At 45.0% G+C, this 15,420-nt stretch carries 14 protein-coding genes; 9 read left to right on the top strand and 5 right to left on the bottom strand.

Going from position 1 to position 15,420, the window contains the following annotated elements:
* Positions 1-42: 42 nt before the first annotated feature.
* Positions 43-1,413, bottom strand: coding sequence for a NarK family nitrate/nitrite MFS transporter (locus tag SHAL_RS17820; RefSeq protein ID WP_012278505.1), 1,371 nt, complete (start codon positions 1,411-1,413; stop codon positions 43-45).
* Between the two features lie 396 nt (positions 1,414-1,809).
* Between SHAL_RS17820 and SHAL_RS17815 the strand changes: the two genes are divergently transcribed.
* A complete protein-coding gene (locus tag SHAL_RS17815) occupies positions 1,810-2,028 on the top strand; it encodes a hypothetical protein (protein ID WP_041416097.1) in 219 nt (72 codons plus the stop codon).
* A 189-nt stretch (positions 2,029-2,217) separates the two neighbouring features.
* On the opposite strand, the gene SHAL_RS17810 is transcribed toward SHAL_RS17815, so the two are convergent.
* The gene (locus SHAL_RS17810; RefSeq protein ID WP_012278504.1) at positions 2,218-3,375 is read right to left on the bottom strand and encodes a porin; all 1,158 of its coding nucleotides are present in this window, start codon (positions 3,373-3,375) and stop codon (positions 2,218-2,220) included.
* A gap of 711 nt (positions 3,376-4,086) precedes the next feature.
* Between SHAL_RS17810 and SHAL_RS17805 the strand changes: the two genes are divergently transcribed.
* The 7 genes from SHAL_RS17805 (at position 4,087) to SHAL_RS17775 (ending at position 12,023) form a co-directional block, all read left to right on the top strand.
* Positions 4,087-5,349: an efflux RND transporter periplasmic adaptor subunit gene (locus SHAL_RS17805; RefSeq protein ID WP_012278503.1), complete on the top strand. Its 1,263-nt coding sequence runs from the start codon at positions 4,087-4,089 to the stop codon at positions 5,347-5,349.
* Between the two features lie 19 nt (positions 5,350-5,368).
* Positions 5,369-5,647, top strand: a complete 279-nt coding sequence (locus tag SHAL_RS17800; RefSeq protein ID WP_012278502.1) for a hypothetical protein — start codon at positions 5,369-5,371, stop codon at positions 5,645-5,647.
* 72 nt (positions 5,648-5,719) lie between these two features.
* A complete protein-coding gene (locus SHAL_RS17795) occupies positions 5,720-6,469 on the top strand; it encodes an ABC transporter ATP-binding protein (protein ID WP_012278501.1) in 750 nt (249 codons plus the stop codon).
* Positions 6,470-6,490: 21 nt separating this feature from the next.
* Complete coding sequence (locus SHAL_RS17790; protein ID WP_012278500.1) at positions 6,491-7,792, top strand: ABC transporter permease; 1,302 nt, start codon at positions 6,491-6,493, stop codon at positions 7,790-7,792.
* 26 nt (positions 7,793-7,818) lie between these two features.
* Positions 7,819-9,030 carry an ABC transporter permease gene (locus SHAL_RS17785; protein ID WP_012278499.1) on the top strand — a complete coding sequence of 404 codons (1,212 nt, stop codon included), beginning with the start codon at positions 7,819-7,821 and terminating at the stop codon, positions 9,028-9,030.
* Positions 9,031-9,156: 126 nt separating this feature from the next.
* Entirely contained in the window at positions 9,157-10,608 is a 1,452-nt protein-coding gene (locus tag SHAL_RS17780; protein WP_012278498.1) for a sigma-54-dependent transcriptional regulator, read from the top strand.
* Between the two features lie 44 nt (positions 10,609-10,652).
* Entirely contained in the window at positions 10,653-12,023 is a 1,371-nt protein-coding gene (locus SHAL_RS17775; RefSeq protein WP_012278497.1) for a sensor histidine kinase, read from the top strand.
* Between the two features lie 159 nt (positions 12,024-12,182).
* On the opposite strand, the gene SHAL_RS17770 is transcribed toward SHAL_RS17775, so the two are convergent.
* The 3 genes from SHAL_RS17770 to SHAL_RS17760 all read right to left on the bottom strand — a co-directional run bounded on the left by SHAL_RS17770 (position 12,183) and on the right by SHAL_RS17760 (position 14,817).
* Entirely contained in the window at positions 12,183-12,404 is a 222-nt protein-coding gene (locus tag SHAL_RS17770; protein WP_223296296.1) for a DUF1272 domain-containing protein, read from the bottom strand.
* Between the two features lie 388 nt (positions 12,405-12,792).
* The gene (locus SHAL_RS17765) at positions 12,793-13,365 is read right to left on the bottom strand and encodes a TetR/AcrR family transcriptional regulator (RefSeq protein ID WP_012278496.1); all 573 of its coding nucleotides are present in this window, start codon (positions 13,363-13,365) and stop codon (positions 12,793-12,795) included.
* 24 nt (positions 13,366-13,389) lie between these two features.
* Entirely contained in the window at positions 13,390-14,817 is a 1,428-nt protein-coding gene (locus tag SHAL_RS17760; RefSeq protein WP_012278495.1) for a coniferyl aldehyde dehydrogenase, read from the bottom strand.
* 181 nt (positions 14,818-14,998) lie between these two features.
* On the opposite strand from SHAL_RS17760, the gene SHAL_RS17755 reads away from it, so the two are divergent.
* Positions 14,999-15,379 carry a SpoIIAA family protein gene (locus tag SHAL_RS17755; RefSeq protein ID WP_012278494.1) on the top strand — a complete coding sequence of 127 codons (381 nt, stop codon included), beginning with the start codon at positions 14,999-15,001 and terminating at the stop codon, positions 15,377-15,379.
* The last annotated feature ends 41 nt before the right edge of the window (positions 15,380-15,420 follow it).

The following is a 15,420-nucleotide window of genomic DNA, read 5'->3' as shown; positions in this document are numbered from 1 at the left end:
AAACAGCCCAGAGTCTTGGCTGCGGTACATAAATTGATTGGATTAAGAAAGTTGTTGACTACCTTTACGCATATAGACAAACCAAGTGAGTGCAATACAAATAAGGTAAAAAATAGCGAAACTAATTAATGCTGATGAGGGTGAACCTGTCATTTGGATTGAGCTACCAAATGCTTTAGGAATAATAAATCCACCGACAGCACCAATTGCTGAAGCAAAGCCGAGCGCGGCAGAGCTTAGAATACTGGCGTATTCATCTGCTTTATGGCTATCCATGCCTTGTGCTTTGCCTTCAATAACTGACTTTGTATGAAATAGAGCAGCGATCATTTGGAAGGATGAGCCACTACCTAAGTTGGTGCAGGCAAAAAGACCCATAAATACTAAATAGAATAATGCAAATGATCCTGAGCTATGTTCACTTGGTAAGGTTGGAAATACCAATAGCACTAAGATAAACATGGCAAAAAAGTTCCATAAAGTGACTTTTAAACCAGTAAATTTGTCAGATAACCAACCACCAATTGGACGTGCGATGGCACCTAATAAAGGGCCTAAGAAAGCATAATGAAGTATGTTAATGTCTGGGAATTGAATTTTGGTTAATAGTGCAAAACCTGCTGAAAAACCGATAAATGAACCAAATGTTGCTAGATATAGCAAGCTGGTTACCCACATATCTTTTTTCTTTAATACAACAAGCTGACCGCTAAGACTGGCTTTAATACCCGCTATATCATTCATTAAGAACCAAGCAAGTATTGAGGCTAAAATAATAAATGGTACCCAAATAAAGGCTGCGTTTTGTAGCCATATTGAAGTATGCAGATCAGTCTGTTGTGGATCACCACCAAAAATACTTAAACCAATGACTAGTGGTACACATAGCTGCACAACACTGACACCGCCATCACCTAAGCCACCATTTAAGCCTAGTCCGTAACCTTGTAGACGTTTTGGATAGAAGAAGCTGATATTTGCCATACTTGAAGCAAAGTTACCACCACCGAGACCGCATAAAATGGCAATAATGGCAAAGCTGGTAAATGAAGTTGTAGGATCTTGAACTGCAAAACCTAACCAGATACTTGGAATAATTAAGACTAATGTACTGATAGTGGTCCAACGACGGCCACCAACAATAGGAATAACGAAAGAGAATGGTACTCGAAGTAGTGCGCCTGAAATGGAGGGAAGAGCGGCTAACCAAAATAGTTGGTTATTTGAAAAATGAAAACCTACATGATTGAGTTTTAGCACAACAGCACTAAACACCATCCATATACAAAACGCTAATGTTAAACAAAAAACTGAAACCCATAAGTTTCGACGAGCAATTTTAGAACCAGTTGTTTGCCATAATTGTACATTTTCTGGATCCCAATTATCTAAAATCCTATTATTTGTATTCATCTAACAGTACCCCAATTGCTTATTTATAATATAAGCGAACAATAGAAGGCGGTTTACTTAAGTCGCTATGAATAGATAATCTCAGTACAAATTCAATTCTGAAAAAGCTCTGTGACTAAATATCAACTCCGCCTCACCAACAACCAGAAAGATGCGATCCTAGAACGATAGGGTTTAAGCACGTTATGCCACCCCACCACGTGAAACGCAACACTTCATACCTTGCAACGCATTTAAATACAGCATGAATATGCCGTAAAGGGGATGATATGCCTCTTGTTCTACCTAGTAAATAGCTCTTAGGGAACTAATCAACTTATATCAGTGTAGTTGTAAAATTTAAAAGGGATTAAAAAGAAATTATGGCTCTACGCATCTTTTTTAATTTCACTAAAAATGATGCAAGATTATCAGTTTAGTCGTCAACTCAGTGGGATATTTGATAGTCATATGCCCTCCGAAGTTGCCAAGGAAAAGATGGCCGAATGGGTGGATAGAGTGATGGTGTTGAAACGACGATGCTATGGTTTATCAGATCCAACGAAACTATTTCAACGATTACTCGTGGATACCACGGGTATGATCCAGTTTGCTCTAGGTGCGGCTACTTTTTAAGCATTTCACGCAAAGACGCGTAGAGCCCAAAAATTGCTGTAATTGATTGTTCTGTTTTTTTAATATTGTGGTGGTTGGCTTTAGAATAGGTATAACCAATCGAGAAAATAGGCGAACCTATTCTCTCGATGGTTGCGTTCGCACTAAACAGTTTGCTTTAAGTGTTAGAACAAACCGTTATAGAAAACTCTAGAAGAAATAGCGAATACCAACGGCGTAGCTATTGTCTTGTAGGTTTTCGAAGCTCTTATCGTCCATCTCGCTGAAGTCGATTTTCGCTTCGGCAAACATCACAGTGTCGTTGCTGTAACGGTAGTGCAGACCTACTACGGCAAATTGACGCGTCCAGTCACCTTGAATCCTTGTCGATGCATCGGTATCTAGATCTTGGTAAGACAATAAAAAGGTCGGTACGAAGCCGTTATCATACTGGTAGGCAACTAAGAATTCGCCGCCTGTCGAGTCATATAGTTCACCCGCGACTAGCTCATTTTGCTTACTCTTGTGGGCGTTAAAGCCAACATAGAAACCATCTGCATCTCTGTTAGGCGCATATTGGTAAAAAGAGCCGTACTGGGCGCCAATACCGATGATCTCGTTAGTATCATCCACGCTTTCACCTGCAAGTTCGCCCGTAAAGTCACCACGGTTAATGGCTGCAAGCACCTTAAATTTATTGGTGAAGTGATAGGTTAAGCTAGCGCCATAGCTAGTATCGAACTCAACGTGTGAACCGTCGTTAATTGGCATGCCATCTTTGTCATAAAGTGCGACATCACCATTTTGCTTAGCCGCATATTGAAGTCCGATGCTTAAGTTGCCAAATGAGTTGCGGTAAACAAAGGCTGAATCGGCACGACCCGCACCGGTTAGGCCGCCGTCACCAAAGGTGTAAGCACCTACAGAGTAACCTGTGTACACATTTAGTACATCGGTGGTGTATGCCACATCATAGTACACGCCCCACTGCTTACCGAAGGTTAAGCTACCCCATTTGTCGTTAGCTAAACCCACATAGCCTAAACGATTGAATAAGAAGTCAGAGTTTCTCTCTGCACCTAGTTGGCCGCCTGAGTAGCTTAGCGAGTCATCGCTGGTAACCATGTTAATGCCCCACTCGGTATGGGCAAAGCTACGCCAGCCGTTCTTCTCTTGGCGGTCAAAACGAAAGCCCACGCGTGAGAAGTTGTCGACCACTGCAGTGTCGTGGGTGTCATTAATCGCTGCAAAGCCTAGCCAACCCATCATTTTGATACTGTTAGTTTGGTCATTGTAGATCTCAACGGCCTGCGCAGAACCCGCCATCAAAATTGACGGAATTAAAAGCGCCAACAATTTCTTATTCATATCATTTTCCCTATTTTTTTATTTTGTTAAAGCTAATCAATATTGGTTTTTACCAATTACGCCTAACAGAGCAGCTAATGTGCCAAAGGGGGAAAATTGGAGGTTATCGGTAATAAGTTGGAGCAAGATCCATGAACCACGAAATATCGTTAAAGGGGATCGTTAAATATCGTGCCGAAAGTGAAATATCGTTGTTAAGCGGTTAAAAGAAAGTTCTAGGTTAAAAGAAGGTCCTAGGTTCTAGGGAAAGCTAAGACGATGAAAGCTGAGACGAACGGCCTGCGGCCTTGCGAACGTGACTGCGTCACTTACGGAAAGATAAAGGGCCTAGGATAGGCAAACTGCAAAGACGATGAAAGCAAAGAGGGGGTAAGCTGAGATAGAAAAAGCCGGAAAACATATTCTCTTCTGTAGATCGGGCTTTAGTCCGTCAGGCTTTTGATTTTCCTAGCAGGGCGAAGCCCGTCCTTGAAGCGAAGCGCCCTAGAACCTGGGACCTTCTTTCAAATCGGACACTTTCCCCATATCGGACATTTCTGCTAATTAATCGGACACTTTCGAGCTGTGTCCGCGGACACTTATAACATTGCACACTTTCTTGTTTAACTTAACTTGTTGTTTATTTGTGATTTATTGTTTTTGGCATGGTGCTTGTATTAATAGATCTATCGAAAGCGAAAATGCTTAGAACGGACACTTTAGGGACTGCAGATGATTTCGGATACAAGCGGACAAGACACTATCAAGCAACCAAGTAAGGCGAGCAAGTTTAAGCATCCAGCGATGTTTGGTATCGCTGCATTACTGGTTTCTTGTCTAGTTTGGTCAAGCATGGATAGCGACTCAATTGCAACATCGATTAAACGCTCAGAGCTTCGTTTTGCCACATTAGAGCGCGGTACGCTTGTTCGCGATATTCCGACAACAGGCAAGATTGTTGCTGCTAATGCCCCCGTTCTGTATAGCCCAGAGCAGGGGGCTGTGACTTTAATCGCCAGACCCGGTGACAGGGTCGCTCAAGGTGATGTTGTGGCCACCATTGAGAGCCATAAGTTAACGAATGGTTTAAAGCAGCAACAAGCCTTACTAGAGGGAATGAAAAGCTCGCTTGAGCGTGCTCGTCTCAATGCGCGTCGAGCGCAACTTAAAGCGCAGCAAACGCTAGATATGGCTAAGGTCGATATGGCGGCGGCCGAGCGCGAGAGTCGCCGTGGCGATCAGCTAATCGAGTCAAAGCTAATTAGCAAAATCGACTTTGAAAAGAGTAAAGACGACCTGCATAAGGCCAAATTGCTATTTGCCCATGCGGGTCAAGAAGCGCTGCTGATGAAAGACACCTTAACCTTTGAGCTTAAGAACACCGCGCTGGAAGTTGACCGTCAGGCGCTGGTGGTCAAAGAGCTCGAACGCCAAGTGGCGGCACTGAATATCATCGCGCCCGTTGCTGGCATTATTGGTAATTGGCTTACGGAACAAAAGGCGCGTATTAGCCAGAGCCAACCGATTCTTACGGTTGTCGATCTCAGTGCTTTTGAAGCAGAACTCGCGGTACCTGAGTCCTACGCCGATGAGCTAGGCATAGGTATGACGGTAGAGCTGAGTTTTGGCTCGGTGAGAGTGATGGGCGAGCTATCTTCTATTTCTCCCGAGGTGCGTAACCGGGAAGTGAGCGCAAGGGTGCGATTTGAGCAAAATGACCATCTGCCGCTACGCCAGAACCAGCGTCTTTCAGCGCGAGTATTACTGGAGCACAGAGCCGATGTGTTGATGGTTAAGCGCGGCGCCTTTGTTAATAGCGGTGGTGGCCAAGAGGTTTACGTCATGCACGATGATATTGCCGAGCAAACATCGATCCAATTAGGAGCGCGTAGCATGAGTCATATCGAAGTGATCCAAGGTGGACAGGTGGGCGATGTTTGGGTCACCTCAAGCGTCGAGCCATTTAACAAAGCCGTACAAGTATTGGTCCGCTAGTCAGGTAAGGAAGCAGACGATGAATAAGGCAATGAATAAATTTAGACAAGTTAATAAGCAGCAAATAGCTACAGTAGCAGTATTAATGCTGCTGGTTGTTGCAGTGCAAGTCTCTACCGATAGGGCGGGTGACTGGATATTTATCGGCTTAAATCTGATTGAGATGGGCAGTGGTACTCAGTCGAATTTAACAGACTTCTCAGATGTAGCGGCAGATGTCACCTTAGGTGATACAGAGCTTGTGCTGCAGATAGTGACTAGGACGCTGGAATGCTTCATTACATGGCTTACCCAGTAGACGGCTCAGATTACAGAAGAATTCAGATAAATTTTACTCAGATTGATAAATAGAATTAAAGGAATATGAACCATGTTATCGATGAACAACATTAGCAAGGTATTTAAAACGGATTTAGTTGAAACCCATGCTTTGCGCGATTTCAATCTAGAAGTTAGCGAAGGTGAGTTTGTTGCGGTTACGGGACCATCGGGGTCAGGCAAAACCACTTTCCTTAATATTGCCGGACTGCTCGAAGGCTTTACCCATGGCGATTACTTTCTCGATGGTGTCAATATCTCTAACTTGAGTGATAACCGGAGCGCTGCAATCCGTAATGAGAAAATTGGGTTTATCTTTCAGGGATTTAATCTTATCCCTGATCTGAACTTGGTCGAAAACGTCGAGGTACCGCTACGCTACCGCGGCTTCAATGCGAAAGAGCGTAAAATTCGGGTCGAACGGGCGCTCGAACAAGTGGGGCTCGCATCGAGGATGAAGCACCTTCCCTCTCAGTTATCGGGTGGCCAGCAGCAAAGGGTAGCGATAGCCCGAGCACTGGCGGGGGAGCCAAGGTTTTTACTCGCCGATGAACCAACAGGCAACTTAGACAGCCTAATGGCTCGCCAGGTGATGGAGCTGCTAGAAGATATTAATAAGGCGGGCACCACGATTATCATGGTGACTCACGACGCCGAATTAGCCCGTCGGGCGCAGCGTAATATTCAGATTATCGATGGCCAAGTATGTGATTTTACAATGTATCAAGCAGGGATGGAGCCACAAGGCCGATCGGCACAAGCTAGAGTTCAGTCAGTATCTGATGCGGCTTCGGTTGCTTAAGCTACTACTAAGGAGAGTACGATGTTTTTTTATTATCTGGATCTAGCTTGGCGTAGCATTAAGAAGACGCCATTTTTATCGCTACTAATGGTACTGGCTATCTCAATCGGCATCGGTATTACCATCACCAGCTTAAATATCTACAAGATGGCCTCGGTTAACCCTGCAGGAGAGCGTTCATCTCAGTTATTTGCTGTGCAGTTAATGAGTCAAGATGTGGATACTTGGGAGAAGATTAATCAGCAGATCACTTATCAGGATGGATATAACCTGAGAAAAAGTGACCTGCCTGTTCGCCAAACCGCCATGTATCTAACTGGGATGGCGGTACAAACAGAAGATGTGAACTTTTCGCCTATTTTGGAAGGGGTTCGTGTAGCCGATGCTGATTTCTTTGCATTGTTTAATGTGCCTTTTTTGTATGGTGGACCATGGGATAAGCAGGTTGATGAAGAAGGAGGCTACAAAGTTGTTATTAATGAAAGTATCAACCAAAAAGCTTTTGGTGGCGGCAATAGTGTGGGTAAAACATTGTTGTTAGACCGTAAGCCCTATCAAGTTGTGGGCGTGACGAAAAACTGGAATCCAAGTCCTAAGTATTACGATGTCAATAATGGCGCCTTTGATGACGCTGAGCAAATCTATGTGCCTTTTTCTCTAGCGCCTATCGAGGAGTTTGAAAGCCGGGGAAATAACAACTCTTGGCGCCACGAAAAGATACGCAACTACAGCGACAGAATTGCATCTGAGATGCATTGGGTTCAGTACTGGGTTGAGCTTGATACGCCAGACAAACAGCAGCAATATCAAGAGTGGTTAGCACGTTATGTTGAGCAGCAAAAGCAGCTCGGCCGTTTTAAGCGCCCCGATGCCCGCGGTGAAATAAAGGATGTGGCGCAGTGGTTGAGCTTTAATAATGTTGTACCAGAAGACAACAAGGTGCTTGTGGGGCTGAGTGTGCTTTTTTTGATTGTGTGTTTAATCAATATGCTGGGCTTACTATTGGCGAAGTTCTTAAAGCGTGCACCTGAGGTGGGAGTCAGGCGTGCGATTGGTGCAAGTAGGATACAGATTTTTTCACAGCACCTTGTTGAAGTGGGTTTGATTGGATTGTGTGGCGGAGCGCTTGGATTACTCTGGGCTTGGGTAGCACTGTATTTCTTATCTTCTAAGTTTGAGCTTGAAGACTCGCTTGCCCAGCTTGACCAAAGCATGTGGGTTATAGCCCCACTGATCGCGGTATCGGCAGCCATTATTGCCGGAATTTATCCTGCATGGCGAATATGTAGCACCAATCCCAGTGTCTATCTCAAGAGCCAATGATTTACAGAGTGAGAAAGGAACTTACTATGTTGCAAGTTAAACCCATTATGAGCATGTTGATGCGTAATAAAAGTGGCCCTCTATTGCTGCTTATTCAGATAATTTTATCGGTGGCGATAGTCGCAAATGCGAGTTTCATTATTAGCGAGCGTATCGGCCTAATGAGCCGCGAGTCGGGGATCGCAGAGTCCGAAGTGTTTGACTTAACCATATATAACTTTGACGAGGAGATAGATCTCGCTAAGCAAAACCTATTAGATCTGGAGATCGTACGTAACCTCGATGGGGTCAAGTCGGCGACGTCAACCAGCATGACTCCCTTGAGCGGTGGTGGTTGGTCCTCTAACTTCTCCCACGGTAGTAATGAAGAAGATCGTAAAGACACCCCTAATGCTGCCATCTATTATGGTGATGAGCAGATGATCTCGACATTAGGGATAAAACTGATAGCGGGACGTAACTTCTATCCCGATGAAGTCAGTAGTGGTGGTCCGGAACTCGCGAGTTTAGCCATAGTGACTGCAGACTTTGCCAAAGAGACCTTTGGTGATGAGTCGGCACTTGGAAAAATCTTGTATCAGGGTAATATTGGCGACCAGCCGATGAAAATTATCGGCGTTGTAGAGCGTTTGCAGGGCGCTTGGGTCAATAACTCCAACCTAAACAATAGCATTATTCTCAATGTGGAGCTGGGCTGGGCCTTTACCCGTTTTTTAGTGCGCGCCGATGAGTCTGCCATTGTTGGGCTTAAAGAGGCCATACCTGCAGCGCTGCATAAAGAGCATCCTAATCGCGTAGTACAAGGATTTACGACGATTAGTGAGTACAGAAAAAGTGTATATCGTGACCATGAATTGATGGCAACTGTATTGTCTATGATGGTGGTACTACTGCTACTCATTACTTCATTAGGTCTTGCTGGTATGGTGATGTTTAATATCGAGCGCCGGACTAAACAGATAGGTACACGCCGCGCCCTTGGGGCTAAGAAACGTGACATTATTAGTTTCTTTTTGGTGGAGAATTACTTGTTGTGCCTAACTGGCGGCTTACTCGGAAGCTTAGTGGCCGTGCAGCTTGGTCAGCAGCTGATGACGTTTTATAGTTTGCCTAAACTTGAGCTTATCTATCCGTTAGTGACGGTGGCAGGTTTATTTGTATTAACCACTATTGCAGTGATATTTCCTGCACAAAAAGCGGCAAAGATTTCACCCGCAATAGCCACTCGCAGTGTGTAACCCGCTACTGCCAATACCAAAAAATGATATCTAAATGAAAGCCAAATGTGAGCAGAGCTTTAACTCTGTTTGGCTTTGAGTTAGTTTTATAATTAGTCAACTAACATAATAAATACTAAAGAGTTTATGGATACAGTCCTAATTGTCGACGATAATCAAGCCGTGTGTAATGCACTGGCTTTAATGTTAGAGCTTAACGGTTATCAAACGCTCACCTGTTTATCCCCTGATGTGGCCCTTGAGTTAGTGCTACTGCACGATGTGGCGCTGGTGCTGCAAGATATGAACTTTAGCCAAGATACGACCTCGGGCGGTGAGGGGGTAACGCTATTTTATGCCCTGCGCCAACTGCAGCCACAACTGCCAATAATCTTGCTAACCGCCTGGACTCAATTGGAAGTGGCGGTAGAGCTGGTGAAGGAGGGCGGAGCCGATTACATGGGTAAACCTTGGGATGATGCCAAGTTACTCAACAGCATCAGCAATTTGATTTCACTGCATCGTCTGTCTAAGGAAAATGCTCAGCTGAGCCGAGTTGAAAGCCAGCGTATGGTGGCCATAAAAGATGCCGACCTTTGTGGAATGGTGTTTAACAGTGGCGCGATGCAGCGCTGTGTCGACTTGGCCCTGCAGATTGCTCGCTCCGATGTATCGGTACTGATCACCGGCCCTAATGGTGCGGGCAAAGATAAGCTTGCCGACATCATTCATGCTAACTCTCCTTTAAAGCATAAGCCGTTTATTAAGGTCAACATTGGCGCCTTGCCGATGGATCTTTTAGAAGCGGAGCTTTTTGGCGCTGAGGCGGGGGCATTTACCGGAGCCACCAAGGCACGTATCGGACGATTCGAAGCGGCCGACGGTGGCACACTGTTTTTAGATGAGATAGGTAATCTGCCATTGTCTGGCCAAGTTAAGTTGCTCAGGGTGCTGCAAACCGGAGAGTTTGAACGTTTAGGCAGCCACCAGACACGTAAGGTCAAGGTGCGGGTGATTAGTGCCACTAACGCGAATTTAGCCGAAGAGATCCAAACCGGGCGTTTTCGTGAAGACCTGTTTTACCGACTCAATGTGATTGAGCTAGCCTTGCCGACCTTAAATGATCGCGTAGATGATATTCAGCCTTTGGTTGAGCACTTTATTGGTGCAGGCTTCTCCCTTAATCACCAAGCCTTGCAAGTGTTGCTGGCGCATCATTGGCCCGGTAATGTGCGTGAGCTGGAAAATGCCTGTAAGCGGGCGGTTATCTTGGCGCAAAGCAGCGTATTAAGCGTCGATGATTTTGGCTTAGTGCAGGGCCAAGTTAGCCTTGAGGCTAAGTCTTGCATAAGTGAAGTGGTGTGGCCTGCAAATAGTCAGGCAAAGATAAAGGTTGCGTCAGTTGACTCATCTGCTCAGTCTTCTATAGCGTCAAGGCCTGCAGGGAAAGAGACGCTTGAGAAATATACTGATGAAAAATCTGATATTCAAGCGGCATTAGATAGCCACAACGGCGTGATCGCAAGAGTCGCTAAATCTTTAGGCTTAAGCAGGCAGGCCTTGTATCGGCGCATGGATAAGTATGGGATTGATAAATAGCTTTATTTCAAGCTTTCTCTTTAACTTTCGGCAAGAGTGCCCCTATGAGCCAGATTAGTCATATTTCATTAAGAGTCAAACTGATCGCTAGCTGCGTATCGTCGGTGGCCATGGGGTTGTTACTGGCTTTCGCATTACAGCTTTGGCTCGCAAGAACCGCCGTAATAACTAAGGCGTTTTTTGAGCCGCAGTCGCTCTATCTGGTGATCTTTATCTGCTGCTTACTGCTGGTGGCATGGTTAAGTTTCTTGGCGACTAGGCGTTTAGATACCAGCTTGCAGGCACTCGAGCTTGGGCTACTTAACTTTAAGGATAACGATTTTAGCGTCAGTATTCCTGTCTCGGGGAACGGTCAGCTTAGGGCGCTAGCCGAACTCTTTAATGAGTCTGCGCAAACATTGCGCAAAGAGCGGCAATACATTTACCAGCGCGAATTGCTGCTCGATAAAGTCATTCAAAGCTCCCCTAACGTGATGCTGCTACTCGATGATGAACAGCGGATCATCTATGCCAATGATGCGGCGAGGCATCTGTTTAATAACGGCTTGCGTATCGAAGGAATGAGCTTAGAAAAGCTGTTACAAGAAGTTCCTCAAGAGCTGGTCAGCGCGCTGAATAACCCCAAAGATGGGCTGTTTTCACTGAGTAATGACGCTGATAACAGTGATATTGAGACCTGGCACCTGTCTCGTGGACAGTTTTTGCTGAACGGACAATTTCATCATTTAGTGCTCTTAAAACAGATGACCCGAGAGCTCAATCGCCAAGAAGTGGCGGTATGGAAGAAGGTGATCCGCATCATCAGTCATGAACTGAATAACTCGGTTGCGCCAATAGCTTCTATGGTCAACTCAGGACGAGTGATTACCAAAGAGCTCAACGACCCAAAACTGAAGCTTATCTTCGATACCATCGAAGATAGAAGCAGTCATCTGAGCCAGTTTATCTTCAACTATGCTCGTTTTGCTAAATTGCCATTACCGAACAAGACCTGCGTCGATTGGCAAACCTTAACTGAGCAGCTTAAACAGCACTATCAGTTTGAACTACTTGGTGAGTTTCCGCAAAGACCCGTTAGTTTTGACGTGATTCAGATGGAGCAGGTGCTGCTAAACCTGCTTAAAAACGCCCATGAGTCTGGCTCTGATCTCGATAGAATTAGCCTAGAGATCAGAGAGTCGAGCTTGTCAGATCCCACTCAAGGGTTATGCATCGAAGTTAAGGATGCAGGCGTTGGGATGTCAGCCGATGTATTAAGTCAAGCGCTACTGCCTTTTTACTCAACCAAGCAGTCGGGTACCGGCTTAGGCTTACCTTTATGCCGAGAGATAATAGAAGCTCATGATGGACGAATTAGTTTACATAATCGCGATGAAAAAGGTCTGTGTGTGAGCCTTTGGTTACCTAGCACTTAGGGCTGTATGGTTGCTGTAATATGAGCTGTTTACTGAGTGGTAAATTGAGCAATAAGCTGAGCGGTAAAGAGTGAACTGTAGAGAAAGTGTTGTACTGTTCTCAACTATTCCGGTGCAAATCTTCAGTGTCAATGTTTGGTAAAAATAGGGTCTTGAATGCTAGCAGGAGTTCGCCAAATTAAGGTTTTTTAATTTCGCTATAGGCACTTTAAAAGGTTTAATTAGCCTTGGGGGTCTAAGTACTAGCGCGCCTTGACAGTTTTTGCATTTAAAGTGCAATTTCTCGCTACAACTTTTGCAAAAAGTGCACTCGAATGAGCAGATATAAGCGACGTCTTTACGTGCCAGTTTGGTTTGGCATTGCTCACACTTAGTCTTCATTCTCAACATATTCACTCCTTTGAATAAATCACCCATAACCCGATAACTGCAGCAAGGCTAACGTATAAATCTGTTATCGTGTATCTGGCCTCGCTAGGCTTTCATTGCGTTCCTTCATTTCGTCATAAAAAACCGCAAAGCTTGAGCGTTTATGCTCTTCATCTTTCCATGATTCAGGGTTATTTCGCTAGTTAGGCTTTCATAGCATTCCTTCACTCTGTCATAAAAAACCGCAAAGCTTGAGCGTTTATACGCTTCATCTTTCCATGATTCAGGGTTATTTCGCTAGTTAGGCTTTCATAGCATTCCTTCACTCTGTCATAAAAAAACCGCAAAGCTTGAGCGTTTATACGCTTCATCTTTCCATGATTCAGGGTTATTTCGCTAGTTAGGCTTTCATAGCATTCCAAAACATCGCAAAGCTTGACCGTTTATATTCTTCATCCTTCCATGATTCTGGATTATCTATAAAGTATCGTGTGGCCGCGATATATTGGCCATGACAACTCTCTAGCATCAAGGATAGCGGATAATCTGCTAGAACACCCGCTTTTTGCCCCTGCTCAATGAGCTCTCCCATAAAGCCTAAAATACCGTTCATTGCCTGTAGTCTTACCTCCGATGATATCGACGGAGACATAGAGTATTGCTGGAAAAACTCCTGTTTTAGCGGGTTGTCCATCGCCCAATTTATGGCGACTTGCCACAGATGCTGGGCATCTAATTTTAAGTCACCCTTTTGACTGATTTGTGACTGAATCGCATCGGCAAACTCCTGCTTGATGGACAGGAATAGGTGATTCATCAGCGCCTCTTTTGAAGCAAAATGATGAAATAGGGTGCCAGTAGCAACTCTGGCTTGTTTTGCAATAGAAGCGGTAGAAGTTGCATAGACCCCTTGGCTGACAAAGAGTGTTAGCGCCGTGTCTAATATGGCTTGTTTTTTATCGATACGACTCATTAAATTGGTTACCTACTTAAAAGCCTAACGTAAGAAAAACTTCATCAGTATGCGCTGAATAAACCCACCGTAGGGAGGGTGCACCAACTTACCTGTATTGAGATACTTACCGCGGCTAAGGACTGTTTTAGCGTGACTCAAGGTTAAGAAGCCCTCTTTGCCATGGTAGTGGCCCATACCCGATGGGCCAATTCCGCCAAAGGGCGCATCATCAGCTGCTACGTGAAAAACGGTCTCGTTAATGCACACTCCACCAGAGTGGGTGTTTGCCAGTACACGTTGCTGAATATCTTTGTCAAAGCTCATCAGGTACAAGGCCAGTGGGCGAGGGCGTTGATTGATGTAGGCGATGGCCTCTTCTAGGTTGTCATATGGGATCACTGGCAGCAGAGGGCCAAAGATCTCCTCTTGCAGCAGCAACATATCATCTGAACTGTTTTGAATAAGTTGCGTCGGCACCTTACGTTTATCAGTATTAATCGCTTCATCGTTTGCGCTAGTTATTGTGGCGCCCTTGGCTTTAGCATCTTCGAGTACATGCATAATCCGGTCAAATTGACGTTGATTAATCACACTGCCGTAATCTTTATTATCGCTGACCTTACCGTACATGCGGCTGAATTTTTTCTTATAAGCTTGGATAAAACTATCCACTTTGGCGCGCGGTAGCAGTACATAGTCTGGTGCGACACAAATTTGCCCTGCATTTAAGCATTTACCATAGATCATACGCTCAACGGCGGTAGCCATATCGATATCATCGGCAATGATAACCGGAGACTTGCCACCAAGTTCGAGGGTCACGGGAGTGAGATTGTCAGCAGCAGCACGCATGACATGGCGGCCAACAGTGGTTGAACCGGTAAACAGCAGATGGTCGAACGGCAAAGCAGAGAATTCTGCTGCAACCTCAGCCTCTCCCTCGATGCACACAACGTGAGTGTCATCAAAGATACTGCTGAGCATGGTCTTAATGACTTGGTTGGTCTCAGGGGTAAACTCAGACAACTTGATCATCGCGCGGTTACCCGCAGCAAGGGCGGTAATGAGCGGCCCCACCGAGAGCATGACGGGGAAGTTCCATGGCACGATTATGCCGACAACCCCTAATGGCTGGTAATGGACTTTGATTTTAGCTGGCGCTAATAATAAACCCGCATGACGAGAGCTAGGTTTCATCCACTTCTTAAGATGCTTTAGGCTGTAATTAATGTTGTTAATGCAGGGCATGATATCGGAGATCATGCTGTCATCAACAGAGCGGTTACCGTAGTCGCGATTAAGAGCTGCTACAAGTTGCTCTTGATGGCTGAGTATGGCGGCTTTAAGACTCTTAAGGTACTCAACTCTGGCGTCATAAGCTGGTGCTGGCTCATTTAAATAACAACTGCGCTGCTTGATTAGCACTTGCGAGAGTGGTTGTGCTGTCTGACTGTCGATATGCATATTCATTAGCTGAGCTCCAGAGCTGGTTTTTAAATGACCGACTGATTAGTCGGTCTGATATTAATTAAGTTTTGATTAAAGATCAAATATCGCTTCGAATTGTGACTGAGATCAAATTCAATAATCCTCAGAGATCTAGAATAAAATTAAGAATAGGTTCGACTTTCAGCCAACTAAGGAACATGAAATGAGTAATGATAGACATGGCATATCTGTAGGAATAGAGCGTAGTGGTAGCAAGTTTTACATGACGTTTGTTGCTGTTGGTAAGTTAACCCATGAAGATTATGAATATATGGTTCCTATGCTGGAGTCTGCGATTGCTGGGGTCGAAGCTCCTGAAATCAATGTGCTAGCCGACATCTCTGAACTTGATGGTTGGGAGTTACGCGCGGCGTGGGATGACCTAAAGTTGGGCATTGCTCACGGCAAAGCATTTGAGAAAATAGCCATTGTCGGAGAAGGGCGTATACAAGAGTGGATGGCGAAAATGGCAGACTGGTTTACCCCCTATGATGCTAAGTTTTTTGAGAGTAAAAAAGAGGCACGAGAGTGGCTTAATGACTAACCTTAATATGAGGAATAGCATTAAGCCACAGCGCTAAGCAT

This window comes from Shewanella halifaxensis HAW-EB4 (assembly GCF_000019185.1).
Classification (GTDB): Bacteria; Pseudomonadota; Gammaproteobacteria; order Enterobacterales; family Shewanellaceae; genus Shewanella; species Shewanella halifaxensis.
Note: the sequence above shows the minus strand (reverse complement) of the source record. Positions and strands in the feature narration are given on the sequence as shown.